Here is a 21,710-nt window from a genome sequence, read left to right as displayed (position 1 = left end):
CCCGGACCCCGGTCCTCAAGCTCGGTGGCGGGGCAGGGGCAAAATCCCCGCCCCGCCCACGCAACGTCAGCCCAGCCGCTCGACCAGCGCCCGGTACTCGTCCCACAGCTCCTTCGGGGTGTGCTCACCGAAGGTGTTGAGGTGCTCCGGCACCAGCGCCGCCTCCTCGCGCCAGACCTCGGCGTCGACCTTGAGCAGGAACTCCAGGTCCTTCTCCGGCAGGTCGAGCCCCTCGGTGTCGAGCGCGGCGCGCGTCGGCAGGATGCCGATCGGCGTCTCGACGCCCTCGGCCTTGCCGTCCAGGCGCTCGACGATCCACTTCAGGACGCGGCTGTTCTCGCCGAAGCCCGGCCAGACGAACTTGCCCTCGTCGTTCTTGCGGAACCAGTTGACGTAGTAGATCTTCGGCAGCTTGTCCTTGTCGGCACTCTGACCGACCTTGATCCAGTGGGCCATGTAGTCGCCCATGTTGTAGCCGCAGAACGGCAGCATCGCGAAGGGGTCGCGGCGCAGCTCGCCGACCTTGCCCTCGGCGGCCGCGGTCTTCTCGGAGGCGACGTTCGCGCCGAGGAAGACGCCGTGCTGCCAGTCGAAGGACTCGGTCACCAGCGGCACGGCCGAGGCGCGGCGGCCGCCGAAGAGGATGGCCGAGATCGGCACGCCCCTGGGATCCTCCCACTCGGGCGCGGCGATCGGGCACTGCGAGGCCGGGACGGTGAAGCGGGCGTTGGGGTGGGCGGCCGGGGTGCCGGACGCGGGGGTCCAGTCGTTGCCCTTCCAGTCCGTGAGGTGGGCCGGGGTCTCCTCGGTCATGCCCTCCCACCACACGTCGTTGTCGTCGGTGAGGGCGACGTTGGTGAAGACGGCGTTGCCCCACAGCGTCTTCATGGCGTTGGCGTTGGTGTGCTCGCCGGTGCCGGGCGCGACGCCGAAGAAGCCGGCCTCGGGGTTGATGGCGTAGAGGCGGCCGTCCGCGCCGAAGCGCATCCAGGCGATGTCGTCGCCGATGGTCTCGACGGTCCAGCCGGAGACCGTGGGCTCCAGCATGGCGAGGTTGGTCTTGCCGCAGGCGCTCGGGAAGGCGGCGGCGACGTACTTGGGCTCGCCCTGCGGCGGGGTGAGCTTGAGGATGAGCATGTGCTCGGCGAGCCAGCCCTCGTCCCGCGCCATCACCGAGGCGATGCGCAGGGCGTAGCACTTCTTGCCCAGCAGGGCGTTGCCGCCGTAGCCGGAGCCGTAGGACCAGATCTCGCGGTCCTCGGGGAAGTGCGAGATGTACTTGGTGCTGTTGCACGGCCACGGGACGTCGGCCTCGCCCTCGGCCAGCGGGGCACCGAGGGTGTGGACGGCCTTGACGAAGAACCCGTCGGTGCCGAGCTCGTCGAGGACGGCCCGGCCCATGCGGGTCATGGTGCGCATCGAGACGGCGACGTAGGCGGAGTCGGTGATCTCGACGCCGATCGCGGACAGCGAGGAGCCGAGCGGGCCCATGCAGAAGGGCACGACGTACATGGTGCGGCCGCGCATCGAGCCACGGAAGATACCCCCGTCGCCGTCCTTGCCCGTAAAGACCTCCCGCATCTCGGCGGGGGCCTTCCAGTGGTTGGTCGGGCCCGCGTCCTCCTCCTTCTCGGAGCAGATGAAGGTGCGGTCCTCGACGCGCGCCACGTCGCTGGGGTCGGAGGCGGCGTAGTACGAGTTGGGGCGCTTGACCGGGTCGAGCTTGCGGAAGGTGCCCTTGGCGACGAGCTCCTCGCACAGGCGCTCGTACTCGCCCTCGGAGCCGTCGCACCAGACGATGCGGTCCGGCTGGGTGAGGGCGGCGATCTCGTCGACCCAGGAGATCAGCTCCTGGTGGTTGGTGGGGGTGGTGGGAGCCGCACTACTGCGCGCCACGATCGCTCCGTCCCGCCGGAACCCGCTGCCCGGCGTCAGATATTGAGGGTGGAACGGACCATATCCAACGGGTATGCCCCGGTATGGATCCGCCTCTGCACATGTATGCCCCTTGGGGGCTGCGACCCAGACGCTTCGTGACCGCTCATCCGGTGCCGCCCGCACTCATTTGATCATCCGACTCATCATCCCATCTGTCCAGGGGGCGCTCCCGTGACCATCGCCACGCGATACCGACCCGTAACCTACGGTGGCGTAGGTAGCATTGCGGGCATGACTCCCGCGCCCGACGCAGCGCGAATCGCGCCCTCCGCTTCCGCCGCGGCCGCGACCGCCGCATCTCCCGACGTCAACTCCTCCCCCGTCCCGGCCGCGATCAAGCCGCGGCTGCGCGGCTGGCTGCACGCCGGAATGTTCCCGGCCGTGCTCATCGCCGGCGTCTTCCTGACCGCACTGGCCGACAGCACCCGGGGTCGGGTCGCCTGTGCGATCTTCGTGCTCACCGCCTGTCTGCTCTTCGGCATCAGCGCGCTCTACCACCGCGGTGACTGGAGTCCCCGGACGACCGCGGTGTTGCGGCGCCTGGACCACGCGAACATCTTTCTGATCATCGCGGGCACCTACACCCCGCTGACGATGCTGCTCGTCCCCGGCAGCAGAGGGCAGCTGCTGCTGTGGGCGGTCTGGGCGGCGGCCATCGCGGGCATCGCCTTCCGCGTCTTCTGGGTCGGCGCGCCGCGCTGGCTCTACACCCCCTGCTACATCGCCATGGGCTGGGCCGCCGTCTTCTTCCTGCCCGACTTCCTGCGCAAGGGCGGCGTGGCCGTCCTCGTCCTGGTGATCGTCGGCGGCCTGCTGTACTCCGCGGGCGGCGTGATCTACGGGATCAAGCGCCCCAACCCCTCACCTCGGTGGTTCGGCTTCCACGAGGTCTTCCATACCCTCACCCTGGCGGCCTTCATCACGCACTACGTGGGCATCTCGCTGGTGGCCTATTCGCACGCCTGACGCCCCTCGCGCCGGGAGCACCGCCCCCGCCCGCACCCCCGCCCTCGGTGGCCGCGGCCTCGACGCCGCGGCCACCCGGCACGCCAGCGTGGCCACCCCGGCCAGCACCACGGCCAGCACGGCCATTTCCCCGACCGCCACATAGCCCCCGACGCACAGCCCCGCCACCAGCACGGCCACAGCGTTCACAGCGGCACCCCTCATGACTACCTCCGATCATTCACTGATCGTTCCCTGCCCCGCACACAGCGTCACACACTGCACTGACAGTCAGTGTGGCATCAAGAATCCGGCAGGTCCCGGGCCCGGGCGGATGACCGAGAATGCTGGGCATGGCCTCAGCACAGACCTCCCCCACCGAGCAGCCCGAGCCCAGGCTCGGCCTGCGCGAGCGGAAGAAGATCCAGACCCGCCGGGCGATCCGCAGCGCCGCCTACCGCCTCTTCGCGGACCAGGGCTACGACGCCACGCCCGTGGACCGGATCGCCGAGGCCGCGGACGTCTCCCCCAGCACCGTCTTCCGTTACTTCCCCACCAAGGAGGACATCGTGCTGAGCGACGACTACGACCCGCTGATGGAGGCCGCGATCCGGGCCCGCCCCGCGGACGAGCCGCCGCTGGAGTCCATCCGGCAGGGCGTCCTGGACGCCCTGCGCCACTTCATCGACACCGACATCGCCGAGCTCAGGCAGCGCAGCAGGCTGGTGCACGAAGTACCGGCGCTGCGCGGCCGGTCGGCGGAGGGCATGGCGCAGTCCGGCCGCATGCTCTGCGGCGTCCTGGCCGAGCGCACGGGCCGCTCACCGCACGACCTGGAGCTGCGGGTGGCCGTCGCCGCCGTCCTCGGGGCGATGCAGGAGGCGATGATGCACTGGGTCGAACAGGGGCAGAGCGAGGACCCCCTGGCGCTGATCGACCGCACCCTGGGCGTACTGGCCCGCGGCCTCACCCTCTGAGCCGGATCCCTTCCGGGCAAAGCCCCCCTCCGAGCAGCACCCCGTCCCAGCCGGACCCGCGCCCGCGGGCTCAGCCGCCCAGCTTCGCCGCCAGCGCCTTCGCGTCGGTCGTCGGCATGTCGCAGGTGAAGTTGCGGCACACGTAGGCGGCCGGGTGCCCGTCGAGCAGCGTGCGGCCGTGCAGGAGCGGAACCTCCTCCGCGCCCGGCTCGCCGACCGCGACCACCAGCCCGGGGGCCGTCGACAGCAGCGCGGTCTGGTGCAGCCTGCGGGTGACCGGGTGGTCGGCCGGGCCGACGACCGCGACCTCGCGCGGCCCGTCGAGCAGGGCCTCCGCCGTCGCCAGCCCCCAGCTGATGAACCGCGGCGCCTTCGGGCCGAGCGTCCGTACGACGCCCAGTGCCTTCTCCGCCGCCTCCCGGTGCGCGGCGCTGCCGGTGTACGCGGCGTACGACAGCAGGGCACCGGCCGCCGCCGTCCAGCCGGAGGGGGTGGCGTTGTCGGTGGGGTCCTGGGGGCGGCGGATGAGGGCCTCGGCGTCGTCGGCGGTGTCGAAGAGCGCCCCGTCGACGCCGGTGAAGTGGGTCAGGACGGTGTCCAGGAGCAGCCCCGCGAAGTCGACCCACACGCCTTCGCCGGTGACGGCGGACAGCGCCAGGAAGCCCTCGGCGACGTCCGCGTAGTCCTCCAGGACGCCCGCGTGAGCACCCGCGACGCCGTCCAGCGAGGTGCGGAACAGCCGGGCGTGCCAGTCCATGTGGGTACGCACCAGCAGGTCGGCGGCGTCCGTGGCGGCCTGGACCAGGTCCGGGCGGTCGAAGTACGCGCCGGTCTCGGCGAGCGCGGCGACGGCCAGCCCGTTCCAGGCCGCCACGACCTTGTCGTCCCGCCCGGGGCGGGGCCGCTGCTCGCGTGCGGCCAGCAGCCGGTCCCGCACGGAGGCGGTCTTCCCGGCGTCCCACAGCTGTTCGGTGTCGGGCAGCTGCAGCACGGAGGCGCCCTCCTCGAAGGTGCCCTCCTCGGTCACGCCGAAGTGGACCTCCGCCACGGCCGCGTCCGCCTCGCCCAGCACCTCCCGCAGCTGCCGCGGCGTCCACACGTAGTACGCGCCCTCGACGTGCCGGCCGCTCCCGTCGTCGCTGTCGGCGTCGAGCGCCGAGGCGAAGCCGCCCTGGCCCGTGCGCAGTTCGCGGACCATGAAGTCCGCCGTCTCCAGGGCGACGCGCCGGGCGAGCTCCGAGCCCGTGGCCCGCCACAGATGGGCGTAGACCCGGCACAGCAGGGCGTTGTCGTAGAGCATCTTCTCGAAGTGGGGCACCACCCACCCGGCGTCCACCGAATAGCGCGCGAAGCCGCCGCCGAGCTGGTCGTAGATGCCGCCCCGGGCCATGGCCTCGCACGTGGCCGCCGCCATCTCCAGGGCCGCCTCCGAGCCCGTACGGACGTGATGCCGCAGCAGGAACTCCACCGTCATGGACGGCGGGAACTTCGGCGCACCGCCGAAGCCGCCGCGCACCGCGTCGAACTCCCGGGTCAGCGCCAGCAGCGCGGCGTGCACGTCCTCGGGGCCGGGGGGCCGCGTGGTGTCGACCGTCAGCGTCCGGTCGGCCAGCTCGCGCACGATCCGCCCCGCGACGTCGCCCACCTCCTCCCGCCGGTCGCGCCACGCGGCGCGGATGCCCTCCAGCACCTGCCGGAAGCCGGGCATGCCGTGCCGGGGCCCGGGCGGGAAGTAGGTGCCGAAGTAGAAGGGCTCGGCGTCGGGGGTGAGGAAGACCGTCATGGGCCAGCCGCCCTGGCCGGTGGCGGCCTGGACGGCCTCCATGTACACGGCGTCGATGTCCGGCCGCTCCTCGCGGTCGACCTTGACGGAGACGAAGTGCTCGTTGAGGTAGGCGGCGGTCGGCTCGTCCTCGAAGGACTCGTGTGCCATGACATGACACCAGTGACAGCTCGAGTAGCCCACGCTCAGCACCACCGGCACGCCCCGCCGCCGGGCCTCGGCGAAGGCCTCGGGCGACCAGGGCCACCAGTCGACGGGGTTGTCGGCGTGCTGGAGGAGGTAGGGAGACGTCTCGTGCGCCAGGCGGTTGGGCATGGCCCCATCCTTCCCCACGAGGGCGGTCCCGGGGCGATCCGGGCGCCGCCGCCGGTCCGTGTCCGGGGGATCTTCCCCCGTCCCATCCCTTCCCGCTGCACCCGGTGTGCGGCTCCGCCGCATGGCGGAGCTGCGCCCCGGCCCCCGGAGCGCGCTGCGCGCGGCGTCCTCAAGCACCGGACGGGCGGCTGATGCGTCAGCCCCGTCCGGGGCCTTGGGGTTGCCCGGCGGTGGCGGGAAGGGGCAGGGCCGGGGAGAGGATCCCCCGGCGGCGGTCCTCGGAGCGAAGACCGCGAAACCTACGCCGTGGTCCCGCCCGTCTTCCCCGCCGGCTGCTCGCCGGAGGCGTCGGGCGCCTCCTCGAAGTTCACCTTCTTCATGTGCTTGTTCATGCTCTTCATCAACAGCCAGACGGCCCCGCCGATGACGGCGAAGACAATGAAGCCGAGCACACCAGGGGTGACCTTGTTCTGGTCGAGGTCCTTGGCGAGCGGCACCAGGTGGGTGGCGGCGAGGGAAGCGGTCGCGCTCATCATGGGGTCAATTGTTGCGGATGCCCGCGAAGAGGTCGCTCTCGGGGAGGGAAGTGTCGACGAGGGACTTCGCCAGCTCGTACTCCTCGGTGGGCCAGACCTCGCGCTGGAGGTCCAGCGGCACCCGGAACCAGCCGCCGTCCGGGTCGATCTGCGTGGCGTGGGCGATCAAGGCCTTGTCGCGGATCTCGAAGAAGTCCGCGCACGGGACGAACGTGGTCAGCGTGCGGACCCGCCCCATCTCGTTCCAGCGCTCCAGCCACTCGCCGTAGGGGGACTCCATGCCCCGCTCCAGCAGGGCGTCGTGCAGGGCCTGGGTGCGCTGCCGGTTGAAGCCCTGGTTGTAGTAGAGCTTCTGCGGCTGCCAGGGCTCGCCGGCCTCGGGATAGCGCTCGGGGTCGCCCGCGGCGTCGAAGGCCACCATCGAGACCTGGTGGGTCATGATGTGGTCGGGGTGCGGGTAGCCGCCGTTCTCGTCGTACGTGGTGATCACGTGCGGCTTGAACTCGCGGATCAGCTTCACCAGTGCCCCGGCCGCCTCGTCGACGTCCATGAGCGCGAAGCAGCCCTCCGGAAGCGGGGGCAGCGGGTCGCCCTCGGGGAGCCCGGAGTCGACGAAGCCCAGCCACTCCTGCTTGACGCCGAGGATGTCGCGGGCCTCGGCCATCTCCTTGGCGCGGACCTCGTGGATGTGCTCCTCGATATAGGGGTCTCCCTGGAGCTTGGGGTTGAGGATGGAGCCACGCTCACCACCCGTGCAGGTGGCGACCAGCACGTCCACCCCCTCGGACACGTACTTGGCCATCGTGGCCGCGCCCTTGCTCGACTCGTCGTCGGGGTGGGCGTGAACGGCCATCATTCGCAGCTGCTCAGTCAAGGCTCGATCCTCAGTCACTGGTCATGGCCCCTCTTATCGGTCTCCTGGGGCGCCTCCTATAGTGACCGAAGCGGGCGCCGATTCATTCCGCGTCCGCGAACAAGACCCTGCAGGGCCGACCAGGAGGAACGATCATGGCTGCGGAGCGCGGGGCCGCCCTGCCCGAGGGGCGCTACGGCCGCTCGGCGGACGAGCGCGCCGACCGCAAGCTGAAGATCCTCGCCGTGGTGCTGGGAGCGGCGCTGGCGGGATTCGTCGCCTGGGCCGGTGTGCACTACATCACCACGTCGGACGTCAGCGGTCAGCTCGTGCGCTCGAAGACCGTCTCGGACGACACGGTGCAGGCGGTTCTGGAGATCCGTAAGGAGAAGGACGCCACCGGCGTGTGCACGCTGCGCTCGCTGGGCGAGGACGGGGGCGAGGTGGCACGCAAGGACGTGACCTTCGACCGCCGCGAGGGTCACTTCACGGAGCTGGTCACCGTCCGTACGACGGGCCGGGCCTCCGCCACGGAGCTCGAGGGCTGCCGGGCCGCCTCCCGCGGCTGACCCGCCGCCGCAGCCGGAGCGACCGATCCGCCGCTGACCTGCGTTGACGTGATTCTTGTGCGGTTTCTCCCCTTTACTTCTTCCCCCTTTACGGACGTAATTGTTAGGCTCGTGGTTTCGCCCCGCTTTGAAGGTGCACCCTTCTGAGTAGGGCGTTCATTTGTTATCGCGATGTACCCCAAGCATTCCCCAGTACCGACGAGGAGCACCTGTGACCCAGACCAGCGACAACGTCACCTGGCTGACTCAGGAGGCGTACGACCAGCTCAGGGCCGAGCTGGAGTACCTGTCTGGTCCCGCTCGCACCGAGATCGCCGCAAAGATCGCGGCGGCCCGCGAGGAAGGTGACCTGCGAGAGAACGGCGGTTACCACGCGGCCAAGGAGGAGCAGGGCAAGCAGGAGCTCCGCGTCCGCCAGCTCACGCAGCTGCTGGAGGCCGCCAAGGTCGGCGAGGCCCCCGCGGCGGACGGCGCGGTGGCGCCGGGCATGGTCGTCACCATCGCCTTCGACGGCGACCCCGACGACACGCTCGACTTCCTGCTCGCCTCCCGTGAGTACGCCAGCTCGGACATCGAGACGTACTCCCCCCAGTCCCCGCTGGGCAGGGGCGTGAGCGGCAAGAAGATCGGCGAGGACGCCGAGTACGAGCTGCCGAACGGCCGCAAGGCCAAGGTCCGCATCCTGGACGCCAAGCCCTACCAGGCCTGAGGACTGCCGCACCGCGCGTCCTGCGGGAGAGCCCCGGACCCGTACGGGTCCGGGGCTCTCCCGCGTCCGCGTCCGCGTCAGGCCTCCTCCCGCGTCCGCGTCAGGCCTCCTCCCGCCTCAGGCCGTCGCCGAGCGGTACTTGCGCACCGCCAGTGACCGGAAGCCCACGATGATCACCACCGACCAGATCAGCGACGCCCACACCGGGTGCTGCATCGGCCACGCGGCCGGCACGGGATAGCCCTCGGGAAAATTGCCGAAGAGCTGCCGCGCCGCCTGGACGGTGGCACTGAAGGGGTTCCACTCCGCGATGTTGCGCAGCACCACCGGCATGTTGTCGGAGGGCACGAAGGCGTTGGAGATGAAGGTCAGCGGGAAGAGCCAGATGAGGCCGCCCGACGTCGCCGCCTCCGGGGTGCGCACCGACAGCCCGATCAGGGCGCCGATCCACGAGAAGGCGTAGCCGAGCAGGAGCAGCAGGGCGAAGCCCGCCAGTGCCCGCCAGATGCCGTTGTGGATGCGCCAGCCGACGATCACCGCGACGACTGCGAGGACCACGAGGGTGAGTGCGGTCTGGACGAGATCGGCGAGCGTACGGCCGGTGAGGACGGCCCCGCGTGCCATGGGCAGGGAACGGAAGCGGTCGATCAGGCCCTTGTGCATGTCGTCGGCGATGCCCGCGCCCGCGCCGGCCGTGGCGAAGGTGACGGTCTGCGCGAAGATGCCCGCCATCAGGAACTGCCGGTAGATGTCCGGGTCGGTGCTGCCGCCCACGGCGATCGAGCCGCCGAAGACGTAGCTGAACAGCACCACGAACATGATCGGCTGGATCAGCCCGAAGATCACCACTTCGGGGATGCGGATCATGCGGATCAGATTGCGCTGGGCGACGACCAGGGAGTCACGGACGGACTGGACCGCGCCGCCGCGCCCCTTGGGGACCGGTCGCCGGGAGAGGATGCCCTGGGCCGCGCTCATGGGGTGGCCCCTTCCTGCTCGCGGCTCTCGTCGCGGGCCTCGGCGACGTGCCCGGTGAGGGAGATGAAGACGTCGTCCAGCGTCGGGCGGCGCAGGCCGATGTCGTCGATCTCGATGCCACGGGTGTCCAGTTCGCGGATGACCTCGGCGAGCAGCTTGGCGCCGCCGGAGACCGGGACGATGACCTTGCGGGTGTGCTCCTCGACGGTGGACCCGCCCTTGCCGAAGGCACGCATGACTTCGAGCGCCGGGGCGATGTGCTCGCGTTCGTGCACGACGAGCTCGACGCGCTCCCCTCCGGTGCGCGCCTTGAGCTGGTCGGAGGTGCCCCGGGCGATGACCCTGCCGTGGTCGATCACGCAGATGTCGTGCGCGAGGTGGTCGGCCTCCTCCAGGTACTGGGTGGTGAGCAGCAGGGTCGTGCCGCCGGCGACGAGTTCCTGGATGACCTCCCACAACTGCTGGCGGTTGCGCGGGTCCAGGCCCGTGGTCGGCTCGTCCATGAACATCACGGGCGGGCTGACGACGAGGGCGGCGGCGAGGTCGAGGCGGCGGCGCATGCCGCCGGAGTACGTCCGGGCGGACCGGTCGGCGGCATCGGCGAGGTTGAAGCGCTCCAGCAGCTCCCCGGCCCTGGCCTTCGCGTCGCGCGCGCTCATCTGGTAGAGCCGGCCGACCATCCGCAGGTTCTCACGCCCCGTCAGATATTCATCGACGGCGGCGAACTGGCCGGACAGGCCGATGGAGTGGCGGACCTCGTTGGGTTTCTTCAGGACGTCGATGCCCGCGACCACGGCCTTGCCGCGGTCGGGCTTGATGAGGGTGGTGAGGACGCGCACGGCGGTGGTCTTGCCCGCGCCATTGGGGCCGAGCAGTCCTAGAACGGTTCCTTCCGGGACGTCGAGATCGACGCCGTCCAGAGCCGTGACGTCGCCGAAGGTCTTGACCAGGCCTTCGGCGTATATCGCGCCTGGCATGGAGGTTCTCCCCGTTTTAAAGGTGACGTAATACACGATTTTACGTTCACCGGGCCCATCCCGCCCCGTGAATGAATCGACCAGGAAACGTACGGGGAAAATCGTCGGCCGGCGCAGTCGAAATCCGGTGGATTCGCCCCTCACCATTCACCGGATGTCAGGACATCACCAGGTAACCGGCCTCCCGCAGCGCCGCGTCCACCCGCGCGCAGTGCTCCGGCCCCGCCGTCTCCAGGTGCAGCTCCACCTCGGCCTCTGCCAGGCCCAGCCGCGGGTCGGTCCGCACATGGGCGATGTCCACGACGTTGGCGTCGGCGGCGGACAGCACCCCGAGCAGCGCCGCCAGCACGCCCGGACGGTCCGTCAGCAGCAGCCGCAGCGAAAGGTACCGGCCCGCCGCCGCCATGCCGTGCCGCAGCACGCGCTGCATCAGCAGCGGGTCGACGTTGCCGCCGGACAGGACGGCCACGACCGGCCCGTCGAACGAGCCGGGGCCGGCCAGCAGCGCCGCCACCGGGCCCGCCCCGGCCGGCTCCACCACCAGCTTCGCCCGCTCCAGGCACACCAGCAGCGCTGCCGCCAGCTGGTCCTCGGTGACGGTACGGACCTCGTCGACGAGCTCCTCGACGATCCCGAACGGCACCTCACCCGGCCGCCCCACCCTGATGCCGTCCGCCATCGTCACCGGCGCCGCCACCGACACCGGGTGCCCGGCGGCCAGCGACGGCGGATACGCGGCGGCGCCGGCCGCCTGCACGCCCACGATCCGCGCCTCGGGCCGCAGCGCCTTGACCGCCACCGCGATCCCCGCCACCAGCCCGCCCCCGCCGACGGCCGCCACGACGGTACCCACCTCGGGGCACTGCTCCAGGATCTCCAGGCCCACGGTGCCCTGCCCCGCGACGACGTCCGGGTGGTCGAAGGGATGGATGAAGACGGCGCCGGTCCGCTCGGCATGAGCGCACGCGGCCCGCAGCGCCTCGTCCACCACCTGCCCCGTCAAGTGGACTTCGGCGCCGTAGCCGCGCGTGGCGGCCACCTTCGGCAGCGGTACGCCCTGCGGCATGAACACCGTCGAGCGCACACCCAGCAGCGAGGCCGCCAGCGCGACTCCCTGCGCGTGGTTGCCGGAGCTCGCCGCGACGACCCCCGCCGCCCGCTCCTCCGGTGACAGGCCCGCGATCCGCACGTACGCGCCCCGCAGCTTGAAGGACCCGGTCCGCTGCAGGTTCTCGCACTTGAGGTGGACCGGCACACCGGCCAGCCCCGACAGATGGCGGCTGCTCTCCAGGGCGGTGGTCACGGAGACCCCCGACAGCGTCTCGCGCGCGCGACGCACGTCATCGAGGGACACGGCACGTGCTGCCATGGGGCAAGTATCCTGCGCCGCACCCCGGACCGCGCCCGCAGCTGCCCGCCCGCCACCGCTCTCACCAGCGCTTTTTCCCGCACCGCCCGGGGGTCCCGCACGCACCGCATACATACATACCGACCGGTTTGCGAAGCATTGGTACGAGCACGCGCCGGGCCGCGTACTCTGTCCCCCATTCTGAGCAGTTCACAGTCCGTTCCCTGCCCGCCGTACGAAGTGAGCCCCAGGCCATGCCCACCCATCAGGACATGACGACCGACCTCGCCCCCGGTGTCCTCGACGCCCTCCAGCACCAGGTGGCCGTCTTCGCCCGCCGTGCCGAGCAGACCCGGCTCGGTGGCGTGGGGCGGGTCCACAACTCCATGGACCGCGCCGCCTACCTGCTGCTCAACCGCCTCGACCAGGAAGGCCCGATGGGCGTCAAGGCGCTCGCCGCGGGCATGGGAATCGACTCCTCGACCGTCACCCGCCAGGTGGCGCCGCTGGTCGACACCGGCCTGGTCAAGCGCACGTCGCACCCGGAGGACGGCCGCGCCGTCGTCCTGCAGCTCTCGCCGCGCGGCAAGGCCCGCCTGGAGGAGGTGCGCGCCTCACGGCGCGAGCTGATGGCACTGGTGACGGAGGGCTGGACGGAGGACGAGCGCGACTCCTTCTGCAGCCTGCTCACCCGCTTCAACGGGGCCCTCTCCGACATCCACTTCACGCAGCCCGGCCAGGTGCCGCCCGCTTCCTGAGGGGGACGGCGGGTGCCGGTGCGGGGCGGCTACGGGGGCCACGGCCGCGGGGGCCCCGGCCGCGCGGGGCTGCGGACGCGCGGGGCTGCGGACGGCCGGTGAGTGCCGCCGCGGGATCCGGTGAAACGGTCCCGCAGCGGCGTACGGGGCAAGGTCCGGCCGCCGCCGGGAGCCGGGCGTACGGCCCGAGGGCCGGAGTACACGCCCCAGCGGGACGGAGTGCACGCCCGAGGGCCGGTGAACGCCGCAGCGGGATCCGATGAAACGGTCCCGCAGCGGCGTACGGGGCAAGGTCCGGCCGCCGCCGGGAGCCGGGCGTACGGCCCGAGGGCCGGAGTACACGCCCCGGCAGGGCCGAGTGCACGCCCCAGGGCCGGGACGTGTCCCGGGGCCCCAGGGCCGGGACGTGTCCCGGGGCGGGGTGACTAGCCCAGGGCCTGCTTGAGGTCGGCCAGCAGGTCGTCCGCCGACTCGATGCCGACCGAGGCCCGCACCAGGTCCGCCGGGACCTCCAGCGCGGAGCCCGCCACCGAGGCGTGCGTCATGCGGCCCGGGTGCTCGATCAGCGACTCGACACCGCCCAGGGACTCGCCGAGCGTGAACAGCTCCGCGCGGTTGCAGACCTCGACCGCCGCCTCCTCGCCGCCCGCGACGCGGAAGGACACCATGCCGCCGAAGGCGCGCATCTGCTTGGCCGCGACCTCGTGCAGCGGGTGCTCGGGCAGGCCCGGGTAGTAGACGTGCGTGACCTTCGGGTGCGAGACCAGCATCTCCACCACGCGCTCGGCGTTGGCGGTGTGGCGGTCCATGCGCACCGCGAGGGTCTTGATGCCGCGCAGCGTCAGCCAGGAGTCGAAGGGACCGGCGACGGCGCCCATCGCGTTCTGGTGGTAGGCCAGTTCCTCGCCGAGGCCGGCGTCGGCCGTGATCAGCGCACCGCCGACGACGTCGGAGTGGCCGCCCATGTACTTGGTGGTGGAGTGGACGACGACGTCCGCGCCCAGCGACAGCGGCTGCTGCAGGTAGGGGCTGGCGAAGGTGTTGTCCACCACCAGCTTCGCGCCGGCCTCACGGGCGACGCCCGCGACGGCGGCGATGTCGGTGATGCCGAGCAGCGGGTTGGAGGGGGTCTCCACCCAGACGACCTTGGTCTCGGGGCGGATGGCGGCGCGCACCGCGTCCGGGTCGGAGGTGTCGGCGACCGACCACTCCACGCCCCAGCGGCCGACGACCTTGGCGAAGAGGCGGAACGTGCCGCCGTAGGCGTCGTTCGGGATCACCACGTGGTCACCGGGGGCCAGCAGCGAACGGAGCAGGCAGTCCTCGGCCGCCAGGCCCGAGGCGAAGGCCAGACCGCGGACGCCGCCCTCGAGGGCCGCCAGGTTCTCTTCCAGGGCGGTACGGGTGGGGTTGGCGCTACGGCTGTACTCGTAGCCGCCGCGCAGGCCGCCGACGCCGTCCTGCTTGTAGGTGGAGACTTGGTAGATGGGCGGCACGACGGCCCCGGTCAGTGGGTCCGCCTCCTGGCCGGCATGGATGGCGAGGGTCTCGAAGCTGTGCTGGTCGCTCATTTCTCCGAGGGTAGTGCCCGTACCCCTGAACGCTCCTGTTCACTTGTAACCGGCAGATGAACGATCCGCCGCTTTGTCGCGTTGTACCGTCGTCGATCCTCTTACTCAGCTATGGGACACCTCATGGAGTTTCTGTTCATCCTGCTCGCCATCGTCGTGATCTGCGGCGTCGTGGTGATGCCCGCGCTGCGCCGCCGCCGCGCCGGCCAGGACGCCCTGCGAGGTGCCGGGGCGGCCGCCGACCCGGTCGGTGCCCACGGCTTCGTACCGTCCGGCGAGCTCGACGTACGGCTCCCCGGCCCCGACCCGGAGCTGCTGGCCGCCGTCGAGGAGGCGTGGCGCACCCAGGACTGGAAGCCGGCCGCCGAGCTGCTGGCCCGTACGCCGGCCTCCGGGGCGGCGGAGCTGCGCTGGCAGCGCGTGCAGACCCTCGCCGGGTCGGCGGTGCGCGAGCTGGCCGAGGCGCCGGGTACGGGCGGGATGTGGCTGCGGCACTGGCGCGTGGTGGCCCCCAAGGACCCGGGCGGCGCGGCGGTGCAGGCCGAGTTCCTGGTCCAGCAGGCGCTGCGCGACCCGTCCTCGCAGGACTTCCGGATGATCCTGGAGGAGGCCCGCACGGTCTGTGCCGAGGCGGCCCTGCTGGCGCCGGGCGACCCGGTGCCGTACATCATCGAGCTGGGCGTCGCCCGGGGCCTGGGCGCGAGCGAGGCGGAGTTCCAGTCCGTGTGGGAGACGGTCGTCGCCCGCGCCCCGCAGCACATGGGGGCGCACCTGGCCGCGCTGCGGTACTGGAGCGCGAAGTGGCACGGCTCGCAGGAGCAGGCGGAGGCCTTCGCCCGGCGGGCGGCCGCGGGTGCGGCCCAGGGCAGTCTGCTGCCCGCGCTGCCCCTGTTCGCCGTCCACGACCACCTGCCCGACGTGCAGCTGGTGCGCGGCCTGTTCCAGAGCGTGGTGATCAGGCAGGCCATCGAGGCGGCGCAGTTCGCCGTGGCCCACGCCCCGCAGGACCACCCCGTGCTGCCGCACGTGCGCCACCTGCTGGTGTGGTTCCTGGTGCGCGCCGAGCGCCACGGCGAGGCCCTGGAGCAGCTGCGCAAGGTCGACGGCCACATCGGCGCGGTGCCGTGGACGTACGAGCACGACCCGGTGGCGGCGTACACCGCGTACCGGGCGATGGCCGTGGCCGGCTGGGAGTCCCGCCGGAATTCCGCGTAGCGGATGACGGTTGCACTGGTGGACGCCGCCCCACCTGCCCTCCTGGAGCCGTGATGCTGTTCGGACGCCGAGAGAACGCCCTGCCGACCCCCGAGGAAGCACTGAAGGGCCGCCCCGAACCGGAATTCCCCCTCGCCGGGCGCCACACCGTCCTCGGCACCCCGCTGGCGGCCCCCTACCCCGAGGGCCTGTCCGTGGCCGACTTCGGCCTGGGCTGCTTCTGGGGCGCGGAGCGCAAGTTCTGGCAGGCCCCGGGCGTGTGGACCACCCTCGTCGGCTACCAGGGCGGCCACACCCCGCACCCCACCTACGACGAGGTCTGCAGCGGCCTCACCGGCCACACGGAGGCGGTCCGCGTCGTCTTCGACCCGGCGCGCACGTCGTACGAGGCCCTGCTCAAGCTCTTCTGGGAGTCCCACGACCCCACCCAGGGCTTCCGCCAGGGCAACGACCGCGGCACCCAGTACCGCTCCGCGATCCACACCCACTCCCCCGCCCAGCACACCGCGGCCGAGTTCTCCCGCGACGCCTACCAGTCCGTCCTCCACGCCTCCGGCTACGGCCCCATCACCACGGAAATCCTCCCGGCGGGCCCCTTCTACTACGCGGAGGCTGATCACCAGCAGTACTTGGACAAGAACCCTGCCGGCTACTGCGGGATCGGGGGGACGGGGGTTTCATGCCCGATCGGTGTGGCGAAGGCGGATGGCTGAGCCTCTACCCGAACACTGACCCGGTGAGCAGTGCTCTGCGCGCCCAGATCCCGTACACCCTGGTGGCGGGTGGATGCGACTACGGCTGCGCGACACTCGGTCCGACCGTGGACCGATCAGCGGTCGCCGCCGCCCCGGCAGATCGGCTCCGCCGCGCCTTCGACGCGGTGCTCCAGCACGTGGAAGCGTCAGCCGGCCGGACCGTGACGCTCGACGAGGAGTACTTCTGGTCCGTTCCGGGCGATGAGCTCTACGACGTCCTCAACGAGCCGGAGACACTCACGATCGGGCAGCTCTCGGAGTCATGGCAGCACCTTGAGGACTTGCTCGCTCACCAGGACCGGGCCCTGGGCTACCACCTTGTGTGGCTTGCCGACGTCATCCGGGCGATCGGCCGGAACACCCCCGGCTGAGGACTGCCCAGCAGGCCTGTCGCCGGACCTACCGGACAGGCTCTGAGCCTGTCGTTCAAGGGGCTGCCGCGGAGTGACGGGGCTGCGGGCGGGGTTACGCGCGCGTGTAGGTTCTCCCCTGGGGAAGACGATCACACGGGGGGAAGCGATGGACACGTCGGCTGCGCACGCCCGGGGGCACGAGCGCCTGCACGATCAGACCCGTGCCCGACTGGCGGCGGCGGTGGGCTCCGACACCGCCGAACTCGGCCGCACCGCTGGGGAGGCCGCCCACCGACTGCACGAAAGCGGGCAGGAGCCCGACTTCGAGGTCCGGTCCGCGGACTTCGCGACCGACCCGTTCTTCGTCTGCGCCGACCGCTACTGGCGCCAACGCTTCACCGACAGTCCGTCCTCGGCTACCGCCTTGGCCTGCGCACGCTGGATCGCCACACACACGACGGCCGGATGCCGCTCCGCCGTCCGCGAGCAGTGGGCCCTGGGCAACGGCTTCATCAACCGGTCCCATCTGGAGACCCACGAGCAGCTCGACGAGGCGGCCCGAGCGGTCATGGGCACCCCCGAGGCCGCCGACCTGGCCCTGACGGTACTGCTCTACAACGCGGGAAAGCTTCGCGCGAACTTCGCCTTCGACGACCTGAACGTCGTCCTCACCGCCTCTGCCCTCGCCACGGCGGCCGGCCCCCACCGCAACGAGGCCGTGGTCCTGGCGCTGCGCTCCTTCGCGGCGTTCGGCAGCCGCTCCCTGACCGCCGAGCACGCCCGTGACCTACTCGACCGGGCCTGGGCGGCACCGGGTCGTTCACGGCATGTGGTGGACGTGTGCCTGAACGGGCTGGCGGTCTCCGTGCCCTTCGACGGCCGGGGCGAACTCCTGCGCCGCCTGTCCCAGGAGGCAGTGGACACCGACCCCAAAAACCACATGTTCCGCTTTCGCCTGGCCACCGCCCACCACCTGTGCGCCGATCACGACGAGGCCCTGGTCCACCTCGACGCCGCTCTGGCCTTGCTCGCCCAATCAGGGGCCTTCAGTCGCGAACTGCTCCTGGAGCAGTACCTCGTCAAGCGGGACGCCATCCAGGAGGCCCGGTTGCGGGCCGTGCGTGAGGCGGAGCATGAGGCCCGTTGGCAGCGCCAGGACGCCGCCAACGCCGACCTTGAGCGCGCCATGCACCGCTCCTCCGTACGGGCTGTCGAGCTTGTCGCGGTGTTCACCTCGGCGATCGCCTTCGCGGTCGGCTCTCTCCAGGTCACCCTCAGCGGCACGCTGAAGCTGCGGGAGCGGCTGTGGCTGCTGACTGCCCTGGGCGCGGGGCTGGCGATCTTCGCCCTGCTCATCGTCGGCGGCACCTGGCTGATCACCCGCAGCCGCTCCCGCCGCTGACCGTCCACGCCCTCCCGCTCAGCGACGAGCCGATCGACTCCGACCAGGCGCAAGACGCTGAGGCCGGCAGTGCGTCTGGCCAACCCGTTGATCCAACTGTCGATATCCGGCCTGAGCCCGACGCCCTGACCGCCCGGCGCGTGGGGCGTCACGCCGGGCCGACGTCCAGCTGTACGCCGCCTGCGGCATGGTTGACAGGTGCGGGCAGCAGACAGTCCGCCGCCGGCACCCGGGTGGCCAGTGTCGCGACGGTGCGTCGCGCGGTCCGGCCCTTGCCGCGGCCTTCGGTCACGGTGCCGTTGAGAATGACGAGGGTGACCGTGCTGAGGCGGACGACGGTCGAACTCGTGTAGTCGATGACCGACCTCCGGCCGTCCGCGTAGCGGATCTTCTCCCGTCCGGTGGGGCTGTTCACCGCGACGCAGGACGCGTTCGCCGATCCCACGAAATGCCCGGTGGCCGGGATGGTCCGGCCGGGCCCGCCGGAGCAGGTGTACCGGGCGTCGGCTTCGAGTCGGGTAGGCCTCGGCAGCAGCCCGAGGCCCGGAGTGCTGGAGCCGTTCTCCTTCCCGGTGCAGACGAACGCCGTCCCGCTGTTGCCTCCGGCGGCGGACGCCGGGGACGAAGCCAGGAACGAGCCGGTCAGAGCCGGGGAACACAACGCCACGCTGAGACCGCGTCTTGCGAGCATCCACATCTCCCCGGGGAAGCCACAGCCTGCCCTGGCTCATCCAGAGCAGCCTGTGGCTCTGTGACTACCCCGGGAGAACACCGAGACCACTGGGTCGCACCCGGCTCCGGCAGTGCGGTCACCTCGCACGCCCTGCGGCATGCACGCCCCGGCGCGCACGGACGGCGTTCACCCATCTGCGTTGCACGCACCGGGACCGGGCCGGCGACGGTAAGCGGCGGGGAGGGAAGGGTGGTTCAGTCTCCGGCGATGAGGCCGGTGATGAACTTGCGGCAGCGGCCTTCGGTGACGGGCGTGATGCCGTGGATGAGCTGGGCGCCGTAGACGATGGCGGTGCCCGTGCCGGCGGGCGTGGTCCAGGGGGTGCCACGGACCTCGTGGATCCAGTCGGTCTCCGGGTCCTGCCGGGAGATCTTGTCGTGGGGGGGCGATGCGGGTGAAGCGCATGCCGTCGGCGTAGCCGGGTGTCGTTCCTTCGCTGAAGCGGGGGTCCCACAGGTCAGTGCTGGAGGTGGTCTCGAAGAAGAACTGACCGCCGGCTTCCGCGTCCTGGATGGTGACGCCGATACGGGCGACGTGACGGGGGGCGGTGAGCGGGTCGGCGCCGATGCCGTCGAGGTGGTGCACGGCGCCTTCACCGGCGTCGAACTGGATGAGCTGCCAGGGGGAGCAGCCCATGGCGGAGGGGAAGGTACGGCGGATTTCCGGCAGATGGTGCAGGGTCGCTGCCTGGAGGGCGTCTTGGACCTCGTCGGGTAGGACGACCAGTTCTTCGCCGACGTAGGCGGGTTTCCAACCGGTCCTCTGGATGAAGCTGTCCATCGCCCGGGACAGGCGGGCGACTTCCTCGTTCGTCAGGAACTCGTCCACGGTGTCGACGGCGAGCGTCTCTGTCAGCGTGATCACGACTGGTGCCTCCCTGGGTCACACGGTGATCGGGAACGGCGCTCTGCGGGGGCTCGCTGCGGGCATCGTCGTACCAGGACCCCGATCGGGCAAGCACCGGTCGGCGAAGCCGACGCAGGCCTGTCCGACGGGGCCCCGGGCAATGAAAAAGCCTCGGAGCACGTGACTCCGAGGCGAGGTATCACTCGCACAACTCATCAAAAGAGATGCTTCACAAGGTCGTATCCCCGGCTCATCCACGTCTCACCCGTCGGATGGATGCTCTTGTCGATCCCACCCACCGTGTTCAGCAGGGTCAGCACGCCCCAGATCCAGATCAGTGGTTTCTTCCAGAAGCGGGACTTCTCGGGTGGAGCCGGATCGCCGGCCTGAACTACGGCCGGTGGTTGATGCGTTACGTTTTCATCGGGAGTACTCCTTTCGCCGGTCTCCTCGGGAACATCCGAGTGAGAGGCGGTCCGGTCCGGCTCGTCGACATGGCCATCCTTGGATCCGTTCCCCTTCATTTCTCTGCCCCTTCCCGGCTCGGACACCGTGTCCGGCCTGGGGCCGCCACGCGCACTCGTGGAGACTCCGAGCCGGACACGACGCGAAGGTCGGTCGGGGCCACTGGTGGATGGGGAACAGGATGCCCGCTGCCGCCGGGGGACACACTCGTCCTTGAGGATGATGTCGTCGGCCCAGGAGCCGGGCCCCGCGACGACCACCGGCCGCCGGGGGGTCCCGCCGCCTCCTCGGTTCCGCCTGAGATCATCTGGCGGTGACAGTCGGCACCACCACCCCCGCCCCCTCGTTCACCGGCGACTTCGAGGCCCATGTGACCGTCCGTGCCACCGCTCCGGACGAGGTGTCCGCGATCGAACGGTATGCGGCCGCACGCAGTGTGAAGTTCGCCCACATCGTGCTGAACCGCGGCCGCACGCCCAGCCAGCCGATGCTCACCCTGCGGTCGTCCGGGGCGCTGCCCGCCGTGCGGGAGGCGGTCGCGGGTGTCGTGCGAGGGGTGCGGGACGCGGGGTTCGCGGTGGTGCGGGTGAAGATCGAGGCCGCGCCCTGGGCGGAAGGGGTGCCGGAGAGCGACGAGGCGGCGGTGGCCCTCGGGGCGGGGTATTACTTCGAGCACCACATCAAGCTGCTGCTCCCATCGGGCGCGGACGTCGCCGCGCTCGCCCGGCTCGCCACCGGCCACAGCGCGCACCTGTCCCGCAATGCCCGCCGCGTACGCGCCGACGGCCGCGCCGAGCGGTTCGTGACGCAGCGGTGCCATGCGGTGGGCCGCCGGACGGCGGGGGCGCGGCTGGACGCGCTGGTGGCGGCGGTAAGGGCGGACGGGTATGACATGGCCTCCGTCGAGCGGGAGTTCGTCGTGCACGACAGCGACGAGTCGCTCGATGCGGGCTGGATCGTCGAGGAGGGTACGGGCCTATGACGGCGACACCGTGGGAGCGGTTCTGCTACGGGCCATGGGACGACACGGTCGTCGTCCCGCAGTTGCCGCCGGACGAGGCGACGCGGGCGGAGCAGGACCTGCCGGCGACCCTGCGGCCGGTGCCCGGCGAGGGGGTGCTGCAGCGCCCGGCGTACGACCCGGCGGTCAACCACCGCAGGCTCGGCATGCGGCTGAGCGAGCCGCAGTTCGCCGAGGTGAGCACGGGCGAGGCGTGGTTCGCGTCGCGGCGTCACGCCCTGGACCACGCCCTCGCGGCCGTCGCGGGCTCCGAGTGGGCCGGGCACCTGGTGCTGCGGGGCAGCGTGCTGCTGAAGGCGTGGTTCGGGGAGTCGGCCCGCGAGCCCGGCGACCTGGACTTCGTGGTCGTACCGGACACCTGGCGGATCGAGGACGACCGTACGGAGGCGATGCTCGACGGCATCGCGCGCGCGGCCGAGGCGCTCGGAGCTGTCGCTCGCGTGGAAGATCCTCTGGCTGGTGACGGACCATCGCCCCGAGGCCAAGGACCTCTACGACGCGGTGCTCCTGGCGGAGAGCGCCCCGCTCCCCCACGAGCTGCTGCGGCGCGTCCTGGCGGCGGAGGGCGAGCACCCGGACCTCGGCTGCATCCTCTCCGAGGCCGCCGAGGCCGACTTCACGCCCGCCGCCCGGGCCCCGCCGGGCCCGGCCCCGCACCGGTGT

General features: G+C 71.3%; 21 protein-coding genes and 1 pseudogene. 11 read left to right on the top strand and 11 right to left on the bottom strand.

What is annotated here, in order from left to right:
- Window positions 1-66 precede the first annotated feature (66 nt).
- Entirely contained in the window at window positions 67-1,896 is a 1,830-nt protein-coding gene (locus tag AB0F13_RS01510; RefSeq protein ID WP_362073315.1) for a phosphoenolpyruvate carboxykinase (GTP), read from the bottom strand.
- 273 nt (window positions 1,897-2,169) lie between these two features.
- Here AB0F13_RS01510 and AB0F13_RS01505 point away from each other — a divergent pair, with 273 nt between their 5' ends.
- Entirely contained in the window at window positions 2,170-2,904 is a 735-nt protein-coding gene (locus AB0F13_RS01505; RefSeq protein ID WP_362073312.1) for a hemolysin III family protein, read from the top strand.
- Between the two features lie 323 nt (window positions 2,905-3,227).
- Window positions 3,228-3,860, top strand: a complete 633-nt coding sequence (locus AB0F13_RS01500; protein ID WP_362073309.1) for a TetR family transcriptional regulator — start codon at window positions 3,228-3,230, stop codon at window positions 3,858-3,860.
- A 70-nt stretch (window positions 3,861-3,930) separates the two neighbouring features.
- Here the strand turns inward: AB0F13_RS01500 and AB0F13_RS01495 are convergent, their stop codons facing one another.
- From AB0F13_RS01495 to mca, 3 genes are all read right to left on the bottom strand, one after another.
- Entirely contained in the window at window positions 3,931-5,958 is a 2,028-nt protein-coding gene (locus tag AB0F13_RS01495) for a thioredoxin domain-containing protein (protein WP_362073306.1), read from the bottom strand.
- Between the two features lie 299 nt (window positions 5,959-6,257).
- Window positions 6,258-6,491 (bottom strand): hypothetical protein, encoded by a 234-nt coding sequence (locus AB0F13_RS01490; RefSeq protein ID WP_362074435.1) that lies wholly within the window; start codon window positions 6,489-6,491, stop codon window positions 6,258-6,260.
- Window positions 6,492-6,498: 7 nt separating this feature from the next.
- Entirely contained in the window at window positions 6,499-7,368 is an 870-nt protein-coding gene (gene mca, locus AB0F13_RS01485; protein ID WP_362073304.1) for a mycothiol conjugate amidase Mca, read from the bottom strand.
- A gap of 134 nt (window positions 7,369-7,502) precedes the next feature.
- Between mca and AB0F13_RS01480 the strand changes: the two genes are divergently transcribed.
- Window positions 7,503-7,916, top strand: coding sequence for a DUF4307 domain-containing protein (locus tag AB0F13_RS01480; protein ID WP_362073301.1), 414 nt, complete (start codon window positions 7,503-7,505; stop codon window positions 7,914-7,916).
- Between the two features lie 211 nt (window positions 7,917-8,127).
- The gene (gene greA / locus AB0F13_RS01475) at window positions 8,128-8,625 is read left to right on the top strand and encodes a transcription elongation factor GreA (protein WP_362073298.1); all 498 of its coding nucleotides are present in this window, start codon (window positions 8,128-8,130) and stop codon (window positions 8,623-8,625) included.
- A 117-nt stretch (window positions 8,626-8,742) separates the two neighbouring features.
- On the opposite strand, the gene AB0F13_RS01470 is transcribed toward greA, so the two are convergent.
- The 3 genes from AB0F13_RS01470 to ilvA form a co-directional block, all read right to left on the bottom strand.
- Entirely contained in the window at window positions 8,743-9,603 is an 861-nt protein-coding gene (locus tag AB0F13_RS01470; protein WP_362073295.1) for an ABC transporter permease, read from the bottom strand.
- Window positions 9,600-10,580 carry an ATP-binding cassette domain-containing protein gene (locus AB0F13_RS01465; RefSeq protein WP_362073292.1) on the bottom strand — a complete coding sequence of 327 codons (981 nt, stop codon included), beginning with the start codon at window positions 10,578-10,580 and terminating at the stop codon, window positions 9,600-9,602. Before AB0F13_RS01465 ends, AB0F13_RS01470 begins: the two co-directional genes overlap by 4 nt.
- A 157-nt stretch (window positions 10,581-10,737) precedes the next feature.
- Window positions 10,738-11,949 carry a threonine ammonia-lyase gene (ilvA, locus tag AB0F13_RS01460; RefSeq protein WP_362073289.1) on the bottom strand — a complete coding sequence of 404 codons (1,212 nt, stop codon included), beginning with the start codon at window positions 11,947-11,949 and terminating at the stop codon, window positions 10,738-10,740.
- 233 nt (window positions 11,950-12,182) lie between these two features.
- Here ilvA and AB0F13_RS01455 point away from each other — a divergent pair, with 233 nt between their 5' ends.
- Window positions 12,183-12,686, top strand: coding sequence for a MarR family transcriptional regulator (locus AB0F13_RS01455; protein WP_362073286.1), 504 nt, complete (start codon window positions 12,183-12,185; stop codon window positions 12,684-12,686).
- A gap of 425 nt (window positions 12,687-13,111) precedes the next feature.
- Here the strand turns inward: AB0F13_RS01455 and AB0F13_RS01450 are convergent, their stop codons facing one another.
- Window positions 13,112-14,257 (bottom strand): cystathionine gamma-synthase, encoded by a 1,146-nt coding sequence (locus AB0F13_RS01450; protein ID WP_362073283.1) that lies wholly within the window; start codon window positions 14,255-14,257, stop codon window positions 13,112-13,114.
- Between the two features lie 123 nt (window positions 14,258-14,380).
- Between AB0F13_RS01450 and AB0F13_RS01445 the strand changes: the two genes are divergently transcribed.
- From AB0F13_RS01445 to AB0F13_RS01430, 4 genes are all read left to right on the top strand, one after another.
- On the top strand, window positions 14,381-15,472 hold the full coding sequence (locus AB0F13_RS01445) for a hypothetical protein (protein WP_362073280.1): 1,092 nt from the start codon (window positions 14,381-14,383) through the stop codon (window positions 15,470-15,472).
- 53 nt (window positions 15,473-15,525) lie between these two features.
- Complete coding sequence (msrA, locus tag AB0F13_RS01440; RefSeq protein WP_362073277.1) at window positions 15,526-16,185, top strand: peptide-methionine (S)-S-oxide reductase MsrA; 660 nt, start codon at window positions 15,526-15,528, stop codon at window positions 16,183-16,185.
- A 23-nt stretch (window positions 16,186-16,208) separates the two neighbouring features.
- Entirely contained in the window at window positions 16,209-16,598 is a 390-nt protein-coding gene (locus tag AB0F13_RS01435; RefSeq protein WP_362073274.1) for a hypothetical protein, read from the top strand.
- 148 nt (window positions 16,599-16,746) lie between these two features.
- Window positions 16,747-17,982, top strand: a complete 1,236-nt coding sequence (locus AB0F13_RS01430) for a hypothetical protein (protein ID WP_362073271.1) — start codon at window positions 16,747-16,749, stop codon at window positions 17,980-17,982.
- 148 nt (window positions 17,983-18,130) lie between these two features.
- Here the strand turns inward: AB0F13_RS01430 and AB0F13_RS01425 are convergent, their stop codons facing one another.
- From AB0F13_RS01425 to AB0F13_RS01415, 3 genes are all read right to left on the bottom strand, one after another.
- Window positions 18,131-18,673, bottom strand: coding sequence for a hypothetical protein (locus AB0F13_RS01425; protein ID WP_362073268.1), 543 nt, complete (start codon window positions 18,671-18,673; stop codon window positions 18,131-18,133).
- Window positions 18,674-18,841: 168 nt separating this feature from the next.
- Complete coding sequence (locus AB0F13_RS01420; RefSeq protein WP_362073266.1) at window positions 18,842-19,579, bottom strand: hypothetical protein; 738 nt, start codon at window positions 19,577-19,579, stop codon at window positions 18,842-18,844.
- Between the two features lie 197 nt (window positions 19,580-19,776).
- A complete protein-coding gene (locus tag AB0F13_RS01415; protein WP_362073264.1) occupies window positions 19,777-20,085 on the bottom strand; it encodes a hypothetical protein in 309 nt (102 codons plus the stop codon).
- A gap of 254 nt (window positions 20,086-20,339) precedes the next feature.
- Here AB0F13_RS01415 and AB0F13_RS01410 point away from each other — a divergent pair, with 254 nt between their 5' ends.
- Both AB0F13_RS01410 and AB0F13_RS01405 read left to right on the top strand, forming a co-directional pair.
- The gene (locus AB0F13_RS01410) at window positions 20,340-21,008 is read left to right on the top strand and encodes a hypothetical protein (protein WP_362073261.1); all 669 of its coding nucleotides are present in this window, start codon (window positions 20,340-20,342) and stop codon (window positions 21,006-21,008) included.
- Window positions 21,005-21,424, top strand: a pseudogene (locus tag AB0F13_RS01405) (nucleotidyl transferase AbiEii/AbiGii toxin family protein); the annotation flags it as partial. The gene AB0F13_RS01410 and the pseudogene AB0F13_RS01405, both read left to right, overlap by 4 nt.
- Between the last annotated feature and the right edge of the window lie 286 nt (window positions 21,425-21,710).

The organism is Streptomyces sp. NPDC026206 (genome assembly GCF_040638465.1).
Classification (GTDB): Bacteria; Actinomycetota; Actinomycetes; order Streptomycetales; family Streptomycetaceae; genus Streptomyces.
The sequence above is the reverse complement of the archived record's forward strand: the minus strand, read 5'-3'. Positions and strand labels throughout refer to the sequence as shown.